A 13950-nucleotide genomic window follows, 5' to 3' on the forward strand; every position below is an offset into this window, starting at 1 on the left:
TAGATGTGGGTTTCGAGCCGGGAACGCAACGACCTTTTATCGGTCATCGCCGGGAAGGCCGGACGGGACGCCGGTCGGTCCACTCGACATGGCGCCGGGATACCAAGCGAGTTCGCCATAACAGGCAAGCAGCTCAGGAGATCGCCCTCAAGCAGCCTCTCCGGCGCGCTTCTTCTCGATCTGGCCGATCGCGTCGACCACCGCATCGAAGGTCAGCATGGTCGAGGCGTGACGTGCCTTGTAGTCGCGCACCGGCTCCAGATATTTCAGATCGGCGAACCGGCCTTCCGGCGGCGCGCCGTTTTCCTTGAGCATCTTCAGCATGGTCTCGCGCACTGCGCGCAGCTCATCGGCGTTCGCGCCGATGACATGCTGGGCCATGATCGAGGAGGATGCCTGACCAAGCGCGCAGGCCTTCACGTCATGAGCGAAATCGGTCACCACGTCGCCATCCATTTTGAGGTCGACTGTGACGGTCGAGCCGCACAGTTTGGAGTGCGCTCTGGCGGTCGCATCGGGGTGGTCGAGCCGGCCGATCTTGGCGATGTTTCCGGCGAAGCTCAGGATTTTCGCATTGTAGACGTCGTCGATCATATTTTTCCAATCCGTCGCCGCCAAGCGAACAGGCTTTGCCGCTGTTGCGTCTTCCTTTCGCTGTGCACGACCATATATAATGATGGCAGCCGGGCATCGACAAGGCAAACTCAAGCCATTGTCATTGCTCATCTGTTCACGCCGCTTACGGGCTGGAAACCGGGCGAGTTTCACCCGAAAGGTCGTGGTCCGTTCAACTCGTCCCACCTTTGAGTGGGACTACGGGAGACGCCTTTATGGATGCCGTCATCAAGAAACTCATGCCCCCTTCCTCCTACATGGAGAAGCCTGTCACCGATCGCCCAAGCGAGGCCGAGGTCGAAGCCGCCGTGCGCACGCTTTTGCGCTGGACCGGCGACAACCCTGATCGCGAGGGCCTTGTCGACACGCCGAAGCGCGTCACCAAGGCTTTTCGCGAGATGTTCAACGGCTATGACATGTGCCCGGCCGAGGAGCTTGGCCGCACTTTCGAGGAAGTGGCCGGCTATGACGATCTCGTCATCGTCAGGGACATCAAGTTCCACTCCCATTGCGAGCACCACATGGTGCCGATCATCGGCAAGGCGCATGTCGGCTACCTGCCGGACGGCAAGGTCGTGGGTCTGTCCAAGATCGCGCGCGTCGTCGACATCTTCGCCCATCGCCTGCAGACGCAGGAAGCAATGACGGCGCAGATCGCAGGCGTCATCCAGGACGTGCTCAACCCGCGCGGCGTCGCCGTCATGATCGAGGCCGAGCATATGTGCATGGCCATGCGCGGCATCCGCAAGCAGGATTCGACCACGCTCACCTCGACCTTCACCGGCGTCTTCAAGGACACGCCCGAGGAACAGGTGCGCTTCGTCACCATGGTGCGTGCCTGATCGCCGCCTGCTGCCGGCCTTCAGACCATGGTCCCGAAAAGCGGGACCCGGTTTTCGGATAAGATCATGGTCCAACAAAAAGACGAACCGGCAATGTCGGCACTGCAATTTCCCAAAGCCCCGGCAGACAAGAAGGCGCTGGAGGAAGGCACCGTCCTTTCTCCGCGCTTCGATGCTGCCGGCCTCGTGACCGTCGTCGTCACCGACGCCGGCGACGGCATGCTTTTGATGGTCGCGCATATGAATGCCGAGGCGCTGGCGCTGACGCTCGAAACCGGCATCTCCCACTACTGGTCGCGTTCCCGCAACGCGCTGTGGAAAAAGGGCGAGACGTCGGGCAACGTCCAGCGCGTCGTCGAGATGCGCACGGATTGTGACCAGGACGCGATTTGGTTGAGCGTCAAAGTATTGGGCCAGGACGCAACTTGTCACACCGGTAGGCGTTCCTGCTTTTATCGGACGGTGGGGCTCAGCGACGGCAAGGCGGTGCTTGCCGACGATGGCAGCAAGCCGCTGTTCGATGCGCAAGAAACGTATCGGAAGCCGGTGTGAACCATTCGATATTCACAAACCACTCATATTCACTATTCTCAAACATCCTTGTGATAGAAGGGACACGGGACAAGGGAGATCATGATGCTCGAATGGGCGTCATTGCGCAGCAGACCTGACGTTCAGGAGGCCAACGGCCTTGCATCGTCCGGCGGCGTGCTCGATCCGAAATCGGCGAAGAAGATGGGCATCTCGCTGGCGCTCGGCGGCGGCTGTGCGCGTGGCTGGGCCCATATCGGCGTGCTGCGCGCGCTGGACGAAGCCGGCATCGAAGTTTCGATGATCGCAGGCACGTCGATCGGCGCGCTGGTCGGCGGCTGCTATCTTGCCGGGAAATTGGACGAACTGGAAGAGTTCGCCAGAAGCCTGACCAAGCGGCGCCTCTTCGGACTGCTCGATCTCAATCTGCGCGGCAGCGGCCTGTTCGGCGGCATGAAGCTCGATGCGCGGCTGCGCGAACATGTCGACGGTATCCGTTTTGAGGAACTGTCGAAGCCCTTCGTCGCCGTCGCTTCCGAAATCCGCACCGGCCACGAAATCTGGCTGTCGAAAGGTTCGCTCATCACCGCCATGCGCGCGTCCTACGCGTTGCCCGGCGTCTTCGAGCCCGTAAACTGCAACGGGCGCGTGCTGGTCGACGGCGCGCTGGTCAATCCGGTGCCGGTCTCGGTCTGCCGTGCTTACGAACAGCCGCTGGTCGTTGCCGTCAACCTCCACTACGATCTGTTTGGGCGTGCCGCGGTGATCAAGCACAGCGCGGGCGAACTCGTCATCGAGAACGACGCGCCGCGTCCCGGTCAGGTCAATCCCCAGCACCCGCCGCACCAGACCCGCCTCGGCATCACCGGCGTCATGGTCGAGGCCTTCAACATCATCCAGGACCGGATTTCGCGCGCCAGGCTCGCCGGCGATCCGCCCGACATGTCGCTGCAGCCGAAGCTCAGCCATATCGGACTGACCGAGTTCCACCGCGCCGACGAGGCGATCCGCATCGGCTATCAGGCGACCATGTCCCAGATCAGCGAATTGCGGCGGCTGCAGACGGTGCTCGCCTGATCCGAAGCGTCAGTCAAGCAATCGCGGCATCTGTGATGCGGAATTGCACTGAGCGGTTGCCGTTCCAGTAATTGCCCGACAGCGAACCGGCTATGTGCACGGTCTTGCCCCTGTTCTTGAACAGGAATTCGCCGAGCGCGGTGTCGACGGCGCGGAACGCGATCGCCTGGAGGTTGCCGCCGCTTTGCGACTGCAGGTCGGCGCGGATGTGGTTGGTGCCGATCGGCCGCGCATCGATAAGTCTGTGGCGCGGCAGCACAAACACCGGCGCGATGTGTCCGGCGCCGAACGGGCCGGCTTTCTCCAGCGCGTCGAGAAGCGCCAGCGTCGCGCCCTCGGCGGCTAACGCGCCGTCAATCGCGAGGCTTTCCTCGCTCTGCAGCCGGAACACATCCGCCGCAGCGCGCTCCTCGAAGAAAGCCCGAAGCGCGCCGAGCTTGGCACGTTCCACGGTGATGCCTGCCGCCATGCCGTGACCGCCGCCCTTGGCGATCAGGCCGGCCTGCGCCGCCTCGCGCACCAGCCGGCCGAGATCGAAACCGGAGACCGAGCGCCCCGAGCCGGTGCCGATCCCATTGGCATTGAAGGCGATGGCGAAAGCGGGACGGCGCGCATGTTCCTTGAGCCGCGAGGCCAGCAGCCCGACGATGCCGGGATGCCAGCTGTTGCTGGCGGTCACGACGATGCCAGGGCCGGTGCCGCCGGCAAGCTCCGCGTCGGCCTCGGCGCGCGCCTGCGCCAGCATCTCCAGTTCCATCTGCTGCCGTTCCTGGTTCAGCCGGTCGAGCGTCTCGGCAATGCTTGTGGCTTCAACGAGATCCTCGGTGGCAAGCAGCCTGCTGCCGAGCGCGGCATCGCCGATGCGCCCGCCGGCATTGATGCGCGGCCCGATCAGATAGGCGAGATGGAAGGTATTTATCGGCTCGCCGATGCGCGAGACCCGCGCAAGCGCCGCCAGCCCCTCATTCTTCTGCTGGCGCGCCACCTGCAGCCCCTTGACTACGAAAGCGCGGTTGACGCCGGTGAGCGGCACCACGTCGCAAACGGTCGCCAGCGCGGCGAGGTCGAGCAGCGAAAGCAGATCGACCGGCGCGGCGTTCGGCAAGCGTTCACGAAGCACCTTCGCCGTCTGCACTAGGCACAGGAAGACCACACCGGCGGCGCAGAGATGCCCCTGCCCCGAAAGGTCGTCCTCCCGGTTCGGATTGACCACCGCATCCGCCGCCGGCAGCGGTCCGCCGACCTGGTGATGGTCGAGCACCACGACGTCGGCGCCGGCATCTTTCGCCGCCTCGATCGACACGGCGCTGTTGGTGCCGCAGTCGACGGTGACGATCAGCTTCGCGCCGCGCGAGATCAGCTCGCGCATAGCTTCCGGATTCGGGCCGTAGCCTTCGAAGATGCGGTCGGGGATATAGATCTCGGACGGCACCGAAAAATGCGCCAGAAAGCGCTTCAGCAGCGCCGACGACGCGGCGCCGTCGACATCGTAGTCGCCGAAGATCGCCACCCTCTCGCCGGCCACGACCGCATCCGCGATGCGCGCCGCCGCCTTCTCCATGTCGGTCAGCGAGGCCGGGTTCGGCAAAAGCTCGCGAATGGTCGGATCGAGGAAGCGCTCGGTCTGCTCGACCGTCACGCCGCGCCCAGCCAGCACCCTTGCGACGATGTCCGGCACGCCATGGCCCTGCGCGATGGCCAAAGCGGCCATGTCCTGCCGCTCGGTCAGCCGGTGCTCCCAGGAAACACCGGTCGCCGACTGCCTGACATCGAGGAAGAAGCGTCTCTCGCCCATCATGAGACGCGCCGTCTGCACACCATCTTTCGGCAGATATCAAGATGCGACAGCCCTAGCAATTCCGGGAAAGCGAACCACCCCGGAAAACTGTGGAAGGGCGCTCCGACCGTAATTGCGCGAAAGTGTCTACAAGGACGAAATCAGAACTTTTCCAGATCCTGGTGGCGCGCCTTGATCTCGCGCACTGTGCGCGAGGACGAGCGCAGCACGATGGTGTGAGTGGTGATGAAGGTGCGCCCGAACTTCACCCCGCCGAGCAGATTGCCGTCGGTGACGCCGGTCGCCGCGAACAGCACGTCGCCGCGCGCCATGTCCTGCGCGCGATAGACCCGCTTCGGATCCGAAATGCCCATCTTTTCGGCCCGTGCAATCTTCTCCGGCGTGTCGAGGATCAGCCGGCCCTGCATCTGTCCGCCCGTGCAGCGAAGCGCCGCCGCGGCCAGCACCCCTTCCGGCGCGCCGCCGGTGCCGAGATAGATGTCGATGCCGGTCTCTTCCGAATCGGTGGTGTGGATGACGCCGGCGACGTCGCCGTCGCCGATCAGCCGGATGGCGGCGCCCGTGGCCCGCACCGCGTCGATCAGCTTGGCATGGCGCGGCCGGTCGAGGATGCAGGCGGTGATGTCGGGCACCGCCACGCCCTTGGCCTTGGCGAGATTGGCGATGTTCTCGGCCGGCGGCGCGTCGATGTCGATCAGGCTGTCCGGGTATCCCGGCCCGATGGCGATCTTGTCCATGTAGACGTCGGGCGCGAACAGCAGGCTGCCCTTTTCCGCGATCGCGATGACGGCAAGCGCGTTGGGAAGGTTCTTGGCGCAGATCGTCGTGCCTTCGAGCGGATCGAGCGCGATGTCGACCGCCGGGCCTTTGCCGGTGCCGACCTCTTCGCCGATATAGAGCATCGGCGCCTCGTCGCGCTCGCCCTCGCCGATGACCACGGTACCCTTGATGGCCAACCGGTTGAGTTCCTGGCGCATCGCATCGACCGCGACCTGGTCGGCCGCCTTCTCATCGCCGCGACCGCGCAGCCTGGCAGCGGCGACCGCGGCCCTTTCGGTCACACGCACCACTTCCATGGTGAGGATACGATCGAGGCCGGCTGCGATGTTTTGGGCCATGTTCATGGATGGGCATTCCTCGTTGAAACTGCGCTTTGCCTCCCGCCAGAAGCGCGCTTCTTCTGGCAAAGCTCCATGACAACGGCAAGACTTGCCATTTCAATTTTTGAAATGGCAGCAATATCAATCGATTAAAGGTGAAGTATGACTCGAACTATTCCGCCCGCTCGATACGGATCACCTGCGGCTTGTCGGTGAGATGGCCGTCCTTGGTGACGCCTTCGACCGCCTTGCGCACCGCCGCTTCCGTTGTCTCGTGGGTGACGAGGATGACGGTCTTCTGCGCTTCGGTAGCCGGCCCGGCGGCCTGCTGGACGATCGATTCCAGTGAAATATCGTTGTCGGCCATGCGCTTGGCGATCGCCGCGAAGACGCCGATGCGGTCGTGCACGGTGAGCCGGATGAAATAGCCGCCGGCATGGCTGCGCATCTGCGCTTTCCTGTAGGGCTTCAATTCCTTCGCCGGCCAGCCGAAGACCGGCCCGTGCTGGAAGCCCGGCCGGCTCTTGGCGATATCGGCAATGTCGCCGACCACCGCCGAGGCGGTGGCATTGCCGCCGGCGCCGGGGCCGGAGAGCAAAAGCTCGCCCAGGATGTCGGTCTCGATCGCCACGGCATTGGTGACGCCATGCACCTGCGCGATGACCGAGGCCGTCGGCACCATGGTCGGATGCACGCGCTGCTCGATGCCGCTGTCGGTGCGCTGCGCGACGCCGAGCAGCTTGATGCGGTAGCCGAGCTCGGCTGCGGCGCGAATGTCGGCCTGGGTGATGTTGGAGATGCCCTCCATGTAGATGTCGTTGGCGGCAATCTTCGTGCCGAACGCAAGGCTGGTCAGGATCGACAGCTTGTGCGCCGTGTCATGGCCTTCGATGTCGAAGGTCGGGTCGGCTTCGGCATAGCCGAGGCGCTGCGCGTCCTTGAGGCAGGCATCGAAAGAGATGCCTTCGGCCTCCATGCGGGTCAGAATGTAGTTGCAGGTGCCGTTGAGGATGCCGAAGACGCGACTGACTTGGTTGCCGGCCATCGCCTCGCGCATCGTCTTGATGACCGGGATGCCGCCGGCCACCGCAGCCTCGTAGTTGAGCAGCACGCCCTTCTTCTCGGCGATCTCGGCGAGTTGCACGCCGTGCTTGGCCAACAGCGCCTTGTTGGCCGTCACGACATGGCGGCCGGCCTCGAGCGCCGCCTTCACCGATGCACGCGCTGGCCCTTCGTCGCCGCCGATCAGCTCGACGAAGACATCAATGTCGGCCTTCTCGGCCATCTTCGCGGCATCGTCGAACCATTTGGTGTCGCCCAGATCGACACCGCGGTCCCGCTTCGGATCGCGCGCCGAAACCGCTGTGACGACAATGTCGCGACCGCACTGGCGGGTGAGCTCGGCGGCCTTGTCGTTGAGCACGCGCGCCACCGAGGCGCCCACCGTGCCAAGGCCGGCAATTCCAACACGCAACGCTTCAGCCATGTCCGGCGACGCCCCTCAAAGATTGGTCGGTGTGATGTGCGGTGAATTCAGCGGCGCGCGGTGAGCGGCACAACATTGTTGGGCTGCTTGGCGGTCGAGGCCAGGAAGCGCTTGATGTTGCGCGCCGCCTGGCGGATCCGGTGCTCGTTCTCGACCAGCGCCACACGAACGAAATCGTCGCCGTGCTCACCGAAGCCGATGCCCGGCGCCACCGCCACGTCGGCGTGCTCGATGAGCAGCTTGGAGAATTCGAGCGAGCCGAGCTGGCGGAACTGTTCCGGGATCGGCGCCCAGGCGAACATCGAGGCCGCCGGCGCCGGAATGGTCCAGCCGGCACGGCCGAAGGAATCGACCATCACATCGCGCCGCTTGTGATAGACCTCGCGCACCTCGGCGATGTCGGCACCGTCGCCGTTGAGCGCATGCGCCGCCGCCACCTGGATCGGCGTGAAGGCGCCGTAGTCGAGATAGGATTTGACGCGCGTCAGCGCCGCGATCAGCCGCTCGTTGCCGACCGCGAAGCCCATGCGCCAGCCGGGCATGGAAAAAGTCTTCGACATCGAGGTGAACTCGACGCAGACATCCATCGCCCCTGGAACCTGGAGCACCGAAGGCGGCGGATTGCCGTCGAAATAGATCTCGGAATAGGCAAGGTCCGACAGGATGATGATGTCGTTCTTCTTCGCGAAGGCGACCACGTCCTTGTAGAAATCGAGCGAGGCGACAAGCGCCGTCGGGTTCGACGGATAGTTGAGGATCAGCGCCAGCGGCCTCGGAATCGAGTGGCGGATGCCGCGCTCGACCGCCGGGATGAAGCCGTCATCCGGTTCCACCTGCAGCGACCGGATGACGCCGCCCGACATGATGAAGCCGAAGGCGTGGATCGGATAGGTCGGATTGGGGCACAGGATGACGTCGCCGGGCGCGGTGATCGCCTGCGCCATGTTGGCAAAGCCCTCCTTCGAGCCGAGCGTCGCCACCACTTGCGTGTCGGGATTGAGCTTCACGCCGAAGCGGCGGGCATAGTAGTTCGCCTGGGCCCGGCGCAGGCCCGGAATGCCGCGCGAGGACGAATAGCGATGCGTGCGCGGATCGCGCACCACTTCGCATAATTTGTCGACGATGGCCTTCGGCGTCGGCAGGTCCGGATTGCCCATGCCAAGGTCGATGATGTCGGCACCGCGCGAGCGGGCGCTGGCCTTCAGCCGATTCACCTGCTCGAACACGTAAGGCGGAAGCCGGCGGACCTTGTGAAATTCTTCCATTGGAGTTCCAGACGATCAAAGGGGGCGCTTTTCGGCGCGCGATATAGACCTAATTGCAGTTAGGGTCGAGGGCAGGATCGCATTTGCCTTCGATCTGCTTCAGCGCGTCGTCGCCATGCGTCCTGGCGAGCGTGTTCAGCGCCGCCGTATTGGCGGCTGGCTTCGCGCGGCCGCCCTTGGCAAGCTGCGCCTGCTGCTCGGCCTTGAGCTGGGCAAGCTTGGCGGCAGTCTCTTCCTTCGTCAGCTGCTTGGCGGCTACCGGCGGCGGAATGTTGAGGTTCGGATAGGAGCCGGTGTCCTTCGGCCCCTCGGTCACCGCGGTCGGCCTCGCATTGTTGGTGTTGCTGCTGGTCTCGCAGCCGCCCGCAAGCAACGGCGTGCATAGCACCGCGGCTGCGGCGGCGATGCGGCAAATCGAACCGGCGCCGAGAAAATAAGTCCCGCCAACATTAATCGTCATATTGTTTTCCTGGCAGCCGGGTTAGAGCGTGTTGGACCCGGTCAGATGTCCCATGGTAATATGTCAAGAAAACGCTCCGGGAGGAACCCCGCGAACCATGTCCAAAGCGCCCGATTCGGACAAAGCGGAAAATGGCGGACCTTCGACCGTCGAGCAATATCTGGTGAAAGATCCCGAACGCTTCGCGTTGAACATGGCGCGCATGATCGAGCAGGCCGGCAAGGCGGCCTCCGCCTGGGCCGAGCCGCGCGAAAAGGGTGAGGTGCGCGACCACGTCGCCGAACCCGTGGTCGACATGGTCAAGACCTTCTCCAAGCTCTCGGAGTACTGGCTGGCCGACCCGCAGCGCGCGCTTGAAGCGCAGACGCGGCTGTTCGCCGGCTACATGACGGTCTGGGCGAACGCCATCCAGAAGGTCAGCCCCAGCCCCAACGCCGAAGCCCCGGAGGACGCGGTCAAGCCCGAGCGCGGCGACAAGCGCTTCCAGGATCCGGAATGGGGCCGCAATGCCTTCTTCGACTTCCTGAAACAGGCCTATCTCGTGACCTCGCGCTGGGCCTCCGATCTCGTCGATCATGCCGAGGGCCTCGACGAGCACACCCGCCACAAGGCGAGCTTCTACGTCAAGCAGGTTTCCAACGCCATCGCGCCGTCGAATTTCATTCTGACCAATCCCGAGCTGTTCCGCGAGACCGTCGCCTCCAACGGCGAGAATTTGGTGCGCGGCATGAAGATGCTGGCCGAGGACATCGCCGCCGGCAGGGGCGACCTGAAGCTGCGCCAGGCGGACTACGCGCCGTTCGAGATCGGCAAGAACATCGCCACGACACCCGGCAAGGTCATCGGCCGCAGCGATGTCGCCGAGATCATCCAATACGATCCGACGACGGAGACGGTGCTGAAGCGCCCCCTGCTCATTTGCCCGCCGTGGATCAATAAATACTATATCCTCGACCTCAACCCGCAGAAATCCTTCATCCGCTGGGCCATCGAGCAGGGCCACACGGTCTTCGTCATCTCCTGGATCAACCCGGACGAGCGCCACGGCGCCAAAGGCTGGGAGGCCTATATCCGCGAGGGCCTGCAATATGGCCTCGACATGGTCGAGAAGGCGACCGGCGAGAAGGAGGTCAACGCCATCGGCTATTGCGTCGGCGGCACTCTATTGGCCGCGGCGCTCGCGCTGCTGGCGCAGGAAGGCGACCACCGCATCAGGTCGGCGACCTTCTTCACCACTCAGGTCGACTTCACCTATGCCGGCGATCTCAAGGTCTTCGTCGACGAGGACCAGGTTGCCGCGGTGGAGCGCTCGATGGGCGAAAAGGGCTATCTCGACGGCACCAAGATGGCGACCGCCTTCAACATGCTGCGCTCGGGCGACCTGATCTGGCCCTATGTCATCAACAACTATATGCGCGGCAAGGATCCCCTGCCCTTCGACCTGCTCTACTGGAATGCCGATTCGACCCGCATGGCGGCGGCCAACCATTCCTTCTATCTGCGCAATTGCTATCTCGAGAACAATCTCTCCCGCGGCACGATGGAGCTTGCCGGCCGCACCGTCTCGCTGGCCGACATCACGATCCCCGTCTACAACCTCGCCACGAAGGAAGACCACATCGCGCCGGCGCTCTCGGTGTTCCTCGGCTCGCGCTATTTCGGTGGCGACGTCGAATATGTCATCGCGGGCTCCGGCCACATCGCCGGCGTCGTCAATCCGCCGGCGGCGCACAAGTACCAGTACTGGACCGGCGGCAAGCCGGTGGGGGATTTCAGCACCTGGTTCGCCGGCGCGCACGAGCATGCCGGCTCATGGTGGACGCACTGGCAGCACTGGATCGAAAGCCAGGACAACATCCATGTGCCCGCCCGCAAACCGGGCAAGCGTATGAAAACCTTGGGGGACGCGCCGGGCACCTATGTCAAGGTGCGTGTGTAACCGGCTGTAATGTCTGGTGAGTTGACGGGCCGCCCAAACAGGGCGAAATGGTGCTGTTAATCGTTTTCGTAGCCTCAGCTCGCCTGCAGACAAACAATAAATCCGAGGCTTTGCAGATCGATACAGATCCCGTTTCCGGTTCGGGAACAGGAGGTCGCCGCCAGAGGCACTGGAGTGCTGCGGCGACGATGTACGGACCGGATGCCAAGGGGGAATTTTATTTTGAAATCAGCAGGTTGGCGCCTCGCACGAAGGGAAAGCCGCAGCATCGTGGCAGCGCTCTTATCCGTGCTTCTGGCCTCCTGCACCTCGACCGGCGACCCGACGATGTCGGTCGTCACGCCCGCCTACAATTCAACCGCCACCGAGATGAGCGCGGCTTCCAGCGCCCAGTCCGAGGCGTCGGCCGATTCGACCTCGCAGGCGGCGTCGACCTCCCCGGCATCCCCAGAGGCGGCATCGACCGTGATGGGCGAAGACGACAAACCGTTGCCGGAAAAAGTTGCCTATGTGCCGGAAACCCGGCCCGGAGCAGCCTTCCCCGCGGTAGCGGTTCCTGCTGACGCCGGCTCGATCGCCGGCAACACGCCGCAACCGCTGGTACATCCGCCGCAGACGGCAGAGGAGACGAAAGCGGCCACCGACAAAGTCGCTGCCGGCGATGCCGCCGCGGTCGCATCGCAAGCGCAGGCGACCGTGCAGGCGATGAGCAAAGGCGTCTACGTGACAGCGGGCGAGCCCCAGCAGCAGCCGATCGCCGCGCCGAAGAAGGGGCTGTTTGCTTCTCTGTTCAGCACCACGCCGGCCTCGGCCGCGCCTGCCCCGCTGATCAACACGCGCTCCAGCGACCAGCCCGCCGCCCAGGCCAAGACCACGTCGCCGGCGACAAAGCCGATCGTCACCCTCGCCTCCGCGACCCCGGGCGACAAGCCGGTGCAACTGGCTTCCCTCGGTGACGACAGCAGCAACCACATCACCGGCGCCGATGCCTTGCCCGGCGTGCGCCAGACGGCGCTGTTCGAGATCAAGCGCAAGTCCGGCATCGACGACGAGAGCGACGTCGATCTCAACGAGGACGAAGGCGGCGGCTCCTACCAGGTGGCGTCCGCCGCCGGTATGGCAAGGCTCGCGCCCAACGGCCTCTTGAGACAGAACGAAAGTGTCGACGTCGCCTGCCTGAAGCCTTCGCTGGTGCGCGTGCTGAAGACGATCGAGGGTCATTTCGGCCGCAAGATGATCGTCACCTCCGGCTATCGCGACCCTGCCCGCAACCGCCGCGCCAACGGCGCCAAGAACTCGCTGCACATGTATTGCGCTGCCGCCGACATCCAGGTTCCCGGCGTCTCCAAGTGGGAGCTGGCGAGCTATGTGCGTTCGATGCCGGGCCGCGGCGGCGTCGGAACCTACTGCCACACCGAATCCGTCCATGTCGACGTCGGCCCCGAGCGCGACTGGAACTGGCGCTGCCGCCGGCGCAGCGGCGGTGGCGACAACTAAGCGGCTTACCTGCTTCGGTCGAACTGTTTTCCGGTTGCCAAACATGCGTTTTGCAGGCTCGCGAAAAAAGTTGTCGCATGTGGCGGCAGATGGGTTGCCGGTTGCGAACAACGCAATTATAAGCCGCTTCGTCTGAGCGCGCCCATCGTCTAGCGGTTAGGACACCGCCCTTTCACGGCGGTAACAGGGGTTCGATTCCCCTTGGGCGTACCAGCAGATGTCAGCGACTTAGCACCCTCTCCCGGCAAATCATCCAATAAGCGTCAAATAGCGACTGCGTATTACGGCCGACGGTGACCGCGAAATGGCCCGCTCTGAGAATCCGTGGCGGCTCCTGTCATCCGTTCGCGCTTTTCATAACGTGAACGCCTTCCAGCGCTCCATCGAGCCAGACATTATGGCTCAAGGAGTGCGAAACCATATAGCGCCCACAACTGCTCACATTCTCTCGCCCTGAGGCTCGGTGTTCCTGCTTTTCCGTAAAACACCATCGCTCCGCGAACTCCGTATCCAAGCACGGATGCATTCGCAACGAACTGGATAGCTTGCCCCAGGCGCATGGTGCCGATCTTGGCATCAGTCTTGTTGGCGAGGTCGACGATTCTAAGGATCTCAGCGTCAGTGTTCCTGGCTTCGAGAACAGCATCCGAAGTCGCACTGGTGACGCTAAAAGGCATCGTATTAGCCTCTGCTAATAATAACAGCGAACTAACGCGTCTTGTTCCCGAGGATCGACAGGCCCGGCCACCGAGGTCGCCGGGAATTGCCTCGTATTTTAGCGACATCTGAAACAAAGGGATTTCGCGAGCGTTTAAAGCTCCACAAAGGAGCTTCGACGATGGACCCGGCTACGGCAGCGGTGATGGTTTTGCTTTTGTGCAGCCCAGGCGAGGCTTCGATCTGCAAACCGCTTAATACGGCGCCTCGGGTTTTCGCCTCCCTCAACGAATGCCGTGCCTCATTGGCAGATGAACTCGCCGGCGCTCCTAGCGCAAGAATGGTCGGCCGATGCCAGGTCGTCGATCCGACCATCACGGGCTCTTTGCCAGCCGGCTATACGACAGTTACGGTTACGCGCGGCGACAGCAATGTCAGGTATATTGTTCCGTACAAGGAATAGCCGGGCCACCTGAGCAGCCGAGCCTCGTCCGAAGAGTATCGATGAGCAGCCCGTCTATTTCCGCCGCCAAACATTCTCCACCCGAACCAAGACGAAGCCAGTAGCGTGGGTCGATCTCAATCCGGTAGGAATCGCCGTGCAGGGTTTCGCATCGTATGGGCCAGGAATCGCGCAGCAAGATCGACTTGGGCCAGCTTCGCCTTGACCTCTGCGGCTCCGT

At 63.5% G+C, this 13950-nt stretch carries 12 protein-coding genes and 1 tRNA gene; 6 read left to right on the forward strand and 7 right to left on the reverse strand.

The genetic code is table 11. The annotated features are described in order from the left end of the window. Positions 1 to 147: 147 nt before the first annotated feature. Complete coding sequence (locus tag P9230_RS02240) at positions 148 to 594, reverse strand: iron-sulfur cluster assembly scaffold protein (protein WP_067328046.1); 447 nt, start codon at positions 592 to 594, stop codon at positions 148 to 150. 236 nt (positions 595 to 830) lie between these two features. Between P9230_RS02240 and folE the strand changes: the two genes are divergently transcribed. The 3 genes from folE (at position 831) to P9230_RS02255 (ending at position 3065) form a co-directional block, all read left to right on the forward strand. Beyond that, positions 831 to 1457, forward strand: a complete 627-nt coding sequence (gene folE / locus P9230_RS02245) for a GTP cyclohydrolase I FolE (protein WP_067328045.1) — start codon at positions 831 to 833, stop codon at positions 1455 to 1457. 93 nt (positions 1458 to 1550) lie between these two features. Next, positions 1551 to 2009, forward strand: coding sequence for a phosphoribosyl-AMP cyclohydrolase (gene hisI / locus P9230_RS02250; RefSeq protein ID WP_127248610.1), 459 nt, complete (start codon positions 1551 to 1553; stop codon positions 2007 to 2009). An 84-nt stretch (positions 2010 to 2093) separates the two neighbouring features. Continuing rightward, positions 2094 to 3065 (forward strand): patatin family protein, encoded by a 972-nt coding sequence (locus tag P9230_RS02255; RefSeq protein ID WP_067000906.1) that lies wholly within the window; start codon positions 2094 to 2096, stop codon positions 3063 to 3065. A 13-nt stretch (positions 3066 to 3078) separates the two neighbouring features. Here P9230_RS02255 and recJ read toward each other — a convergent pair whose 3' ends face one another. From recJ to P9230_RS02280, 5 genes are all read right to left on the reverse strand, one after another. Then, positions 3079 to 4863: a single-stranded-DNA-specific exonuclease RecJ gene (gene recJ / locus P9230_RS02260; RefSeq protein ID WP_278117247.1), complete on the reverse strand. Its 1785-nt coding sequence runs from the start codon at positions 4861 to 4863 to the stop codon at positions 3079 to 3081. A 140-nt stretch (positions 4864 to 5003) separates the two neighbouring features. Further along, positions 5004 to 5987, reverse strand: coding sequence for a class II fructose-bisphosphatase (gene glpX, locus P9230_RS02265; protein ID WP_095826122.1), 984 nt, complete (start codon positions 5985 to 5987; stop codon positions 5004 to 5006). A gap of 148 nt (positions 5988 to 6135) precedes the next feature. After that, entirely contained in the window at positions 6136 to 7449 is a 1314-nt protein-coding gene (locus tag P9230_RS02270) for a homoserine dehydrogenase (protein ID WP_127248590.1), read from the reverse strand. 47 nt (positions 7450 to 7496) lie between these two features. After that, the gene (locus tag P9230_RS02275; protein ID WP_067000132.1) at positions 7497 to 8714 is read right to left on the reverse strand and encodes an LL-diaminopimelate aminotransferase; all 1218 of its coding nucleotides are present in this window, start codon (positions 8712 to 8714) and stop codon (positions 7497 to 7499) included. Positions 8715 to 8763: 49 nt separating this feature from the next. Further along, positions 8764 to 9174: a hypothetical protein gene (locus P9230_RS02280; RefSeq protein ID WP_067328042.1), complete on the reverse strand. Its 411-nt coding sequence runs from the start codon at positions 9172 to 9174 to the stop codon at positions 8764 to 8766. A gap of 97 nt (positions 9175 to 9271) precedes the next feature. Between P9230_RS02280 and phaC the strand changes: the two genes are divergently transcribed. The 3 genes from phaC (at position 9272) to P9230_RS02295 (ending at position 12823) form a co-directional block, all read left to right on the forward strand. After that, positions 9272 to 11113, forward strand: a complete 1842-nt coding sequence (gene phaC, locus P9230_RS02285; protein WP_278117251.1) for a class I poly(R)-hydroxyalkanoic acid synthase — start codon at positions 9272 to 9274, stop codon at positions 11111 to 11113. Between the two features lie 201 nt (positions 11114 to 11314). Beyond that, positions 11315 to 12610, forward strand: coding sequence for a D-Ala-D-Ala carboxypeptidase family metallohydrolase (locus tag P9230_RS02290; RefSeq protein ID WP_278117253.1), 1296 nt, complete (start codon positions 11315 to 11317; stop codon positions 12608 to 12610). Between the two features lie 138 nt (positions 12611 to 12748). Beyond that, positions 12749 to 12823 (forward strand) — tRNA-Glu (locus P9230_RS02295). Positions 12824 to 13005: 182 nt separating this feature from the next. Here P9230_RS02295 and P9230_RS02300 read toward each other — a convergent pair. After that, entirely contained in the window at positions 13006 to 13287 is a 282-nt protein-coding gene (locus P9230_RS02300; protein WP_278117254.1) for a hypothetical protein, read from the reverse strand. Positions 13288 to 13950: the final 663 nt, after the last annotated feature.

Source organism: Mesorhizobium sp. WSM4887 (assembly GCF_029625865.1).
GTDB lineage: Bacteria > Pseudomonadota > Alphaproteobacteria > Rhizobiales > Rhizobiaceae > Mesorhizobium.